Below are 3,161 nucleotides of genomic sequence, written 5' to 3' on the forward strand. Positions count from 1 at the left end.
CGGAATAGCGGGGCTTTCCGCCGCGGGTCGTTCTTCGCGGCGCATGCCACCTGGCCAAGGCTTCTTCTGTCAACCACAGCGTCAGACTGCCGCGCCGCCAAAGGCCCGCCTCGTATTCCGGCCAGTTTGTCACCTTGAATTTCATCTTCGGGACTCGGTGACGGCGGCTGGCATTGTGTTTGTAGGGCATCGGGCGAAGATCATGTCGTTGGCGATCTCGCCTGCCTATCGGCAAACCCTTGAAAAATGTTCCACGCACCAACGCCTCATGACGCCACAAATGACCTCATTTTGCTATTAACTTCAAATCGTTGGCGGGATTTTCAGCGGGGTCAGCGTTCGAGCCAGTTTACACGGATGGGCAGCCACAGCACTCCAGGTTTAAGTAAAAACGCCTCAATGAGGCCACAAAATGTGCGGCTTAGCGCGCTCGGAATTAAAGAAATTGCATTTTGTGCGACTATGAACTATAGTTCTGTGAACTACATATGAGTAATGCGTGCGGATTTTTAAAACGAAATGGTTCGTGCGCTACATGCGACGCTCGTCAGTGGACGATGGCATGTTGTGCGAGGTGGTTAAACGTGCCGAGCGTGGGCTTATCGACGCTGATCTCGGTGGAGAAGTTATCAAGCAACGCGTCGGCCGGAAAGGGCAGGGCCGTTCTGGCGGCTATCGGATGTTGATAGCATTTCGATCCGAAACCCGCTCGGTATTCGTCTATGCCTTTGCCAAAAACGAGCAGGACAACATTGACGATGATCAATTGCAGACACTTCGCGAATTAGCCGCTGAGTGGCTTTCCATGAGCGAGAAGCAGATAGAAAACGCCCTGAAGGGTTGCCAGATTGATGAGGTGGACTATGACGAATAAGACGAAAGAGTTGCCGCGATTGACACGCGCGTTGCTGGAAACAGCTGACGACATGCGCGCTGGCGGGCTGATTGATCAAGAGGCTCATCAGAAGATCACTGCGCGTCATGTGGGCAGAACGGCCGCATCGACGCTTCAGCAGCTGACCCCCGATGAAATTCGAGAGCTGCGTGAAGGTGCGCATCTCAGCCAGGCCGTTTTTGCCAAGTACCTCAATTTGACGACAGGCTACGTCTCGAAGTTGGAAAGGGGAGCATCGCGTCCGACCGGCGCGGCCCTCGTCTTGCTGAATGTGATCCGCCGACACGGCATTGAGGCTGTGGCCCTCTGATTTCCATACGGCCATCAGTCTAGCACCCTTGGGCTATATCAGCGCGGATGAGGTTTGGTGGAGGCGTTTTCGGGATTGCTGGCTGACGTCGCAAGTAGTGCTCCCGACGCCATGAGCATTCTGTGGGGCGTTGTTGCATGGATACATGTTACGATCGGAATTTTCTTATTTGGGCGGAATGTGAGAGGTTTGCGGTCGACGTCAGTAACAAACCCCATCAAAGACCGAGCGGCGCCTTCATACTGATCCCTGCACCAACGCCGTGTGCGAATGCTTATCCTTCACGCAATCAGCAACAAGTCATTTTTCGATTGGGAGATGCCGACGGTACTGTAAACTTATCGGCCTCGGGTCAAAGAATGGCAGGGAGACATGGCATCAGGCTACCTGGAGATGGGCGATCTCGCTCCGCGTTTGCATCGCGGCCGCCCGCAGTTGGCGAGAATGGTGAGATGAAATGTCGTGACGGGGAATTTGGAAAAGGTTGGCAATTGGATCGTCGATGGAGACGAAACGCTGAAGCTGTTGCGCTGACTTGAAGCGTTTCATGATCCGCTCCCGTCGTCGGACGGGTTGATGAGAATTCTTCGCCCGATTGTTCAACCCTTTGTGCGAGCGATGCTCGACGCCTAGCATGATCTCCCGCTTAGCGGCCCACTTATTCAGTGGCCGTTCACAGTGCCGCTCCAAAAGGCTCACCGGCTAGGCGGCTTCCAACCAGGTAACCAGAGCACGGTTTACTGCCTCTGGCTGCTCGAGCGTCGACCCGTGACCGCACTCTGGAATGATCACGAGTTTAGAGTTCGGGATGGCCGCAGCAATTTCCTCAGACAAAAACGGAGGTGTTAACGGGTCACTGTCGCCGACAAGTACGAGGGCTGGAACGGTTATATAAGCGAGATGCGGACGGCTGTCAGCGCGTCCGATGATTGCCTCTGTTTGTCGTTCAAACCCGTCAAGACCAACCGTCAAGCCCATGCGAACGTTGACCTCAAGCAGACGTTGATCATCCCGATGGGCAGGGTGCAATAGTAAGGTCATTACTTGGCTCAAAAGTCCTTTGAAATCGCCACCTTTAGCTTGAGCCAACATGCCTCGTCGCTGCTCAGCTTGCTCTGGAGTGTCCGGCCGAGCAGAAGTATTGAGCAACGCCAGCCTGCTGACCCGCTCCGGCGCCTGACGCATGATTTCCAAGGCGACATGTCCGCCCATCGATAGACCGATGAGCGCGAAGCGCGGCGGCGCGGCTCTCAAAATGTTTGCCGCGATTTCCGACATGGTTGTCCCGGAAAGTGTCGACGCCACCGTAACAGGGCCGAACGGCCATAGCGCGGCAATCTGGGGAGCGTACAGCTCAGCGGAGCACAGCAAGCCAGGGATCATAACTATTGGGGTCATTGGAAATTGGTCTCGTTGAGTAAACATCCCGACACGTTATGTTGTGGTGCTGACAATTTGTGTCAGCATTCTCCGAAAGTCCTGGCGTTGATCGCCGAAGGACGTAGCTACCGATGGATCGCTCGCGACCTTGGTATCAGCAAGAACACGATTTTTGATATCTCCAGACGCGGTCGCGCGGCGAATAACTTAAGAGTGCTATCAGCGGACCCTATACGCTACGAGCGCGGCCCCAACGATAAGGTGGCTGCACCTAAAAGGGTTGTTCCCTGTCCATGGGCGTTGGTGCACAAACGGGGCATTAGGCACATCAGCTCTTTGATGCCGCCTGCTATGTCGGCCTTGCCGGGCAGCGAACGGACTCCGGGCGTGCGCACGCCGTCATGCGGTTGAGAACGGCGCAGCCGATGGCGACCTCCGTCTGCTGAGCCGAAAAGGAGCGAGCTCGCAGGCGACGTCCGATCAGCCCCTTGTAGCGCCCGATGGCGGTCTCGATCAGGGCGCGCTTGCCATAGCCGGTGGACGCCTGCCAATTCAGCCTTCCATCATTGGCGATCG

General features: G+C 55.8%; 3 protein-coding genes and 3 pseudogenes. 2 read left to right on the forward strand and 4 right to left on the reverse strand.

The features are described from left to right. A pseudogene (locus AB4Z52_RS35820) lies at positions 1 to 190 on the reverse strand (IS5/IS1182 family transposase); the annotation flags it as partial. Positions 191 to 499: 309 nt separating this feature from the next. On the opposite strand from AB4Z52_RS35820, the gene AB4Z52_RS35825 reads away from it, so the two are divergent. After that, the gene (locus tag AB4Z52_RS35825; RefSeq protein ID WP_442222554.1) at positions 500 to 874 is read left to right on the forward strand and encodes a type II toxin-antitoxin system RelE/ParE family toxin; all 375 of its coding nucleotides are present in this window, start codon (positions 500 to 502) and stop codon (positions 872 to 874) included. Then, positions 864 to 1,205 (forward strand): helix-turn-helix domain-containing protein, encoded by a 342-nt coding sequence (locus AB4Z52_RS35830; RefSeq protein ID WP_442222555.1) that lies wholly within the window; start codon positions 864 to 866, stop codon positions 1,203 to 1,205. Before AB4Z52_RS35825 ends, AB4Z52_RS35830 begins: the two co-directional genes overlap by 11 nt. Positions 1,206 to 1,583: 378 nt before the next feature. On the opposite strand, the pseudogene AB4Z52_RS35835 reads toward AB4Z52_RS35830, so the two are convergent. The 3 genes and pseudogenes from AB4Z52_RS35835 to AB4Z52_RS35845 all read right to left on the reverse strand — a co-directional run. Then, positions 1,584 to 1,859: pseudogene (locus tag AB4Z52_RS35835) on the reverse strand (DDE-type integrase/transposase/recombinase); the annotation flags it as partial. 48 nt (positions 1,860 to 1,907) lie between these two features. After that, positions 1,908 to 2,630: an alpha/beta fold hydrolase gene (locus tag AB4Z52_RS35840; RefSeq protein ID WP_442222556.1), complete on the reverse strand. Its 723-nt coding sequence runs from the start codon at positions 2,628 to 2,630 to the stop codon at positions 1,908 to 1,910. Positions 2,631 to 2,934: 304 nt separating this feature from the next. After that, positions 2,935 to 3,161: pseudogene (locus AB4Z52_RS35845) on the reverse strand (IS5/IS1182 family transposase); the annotation flags it as partial.

This window comes from Rhizobium sp. 2YAF20 (assembly GCF_052114685.1).
In the GTDB taxonomy this organism is placed as follows: domain Bacteria; phylum Pseudomonadota; class Alphaproteobacteria; order Rhizobiales; family Rhizobiaceae; genus Rhizobium.

What these genes read in the sequence shown, in the direction of transcription:
- AB4Z52_RS35830 (WP_442222555.1), top strand. Translation starts at nt 864, where the DNA reads ATGACGAATAAGACGAAAGAGTTGCCGCGATTGACACGCGCGTTGCTG.
- AB4Z52_RS35840 (WP_442222556.1), bottom strand. Translation starts at nt 2,630, where the DNA reads ATGTTTACTCAACGAGACCAATTTCCAATGACCCCAATAGTTATGATC.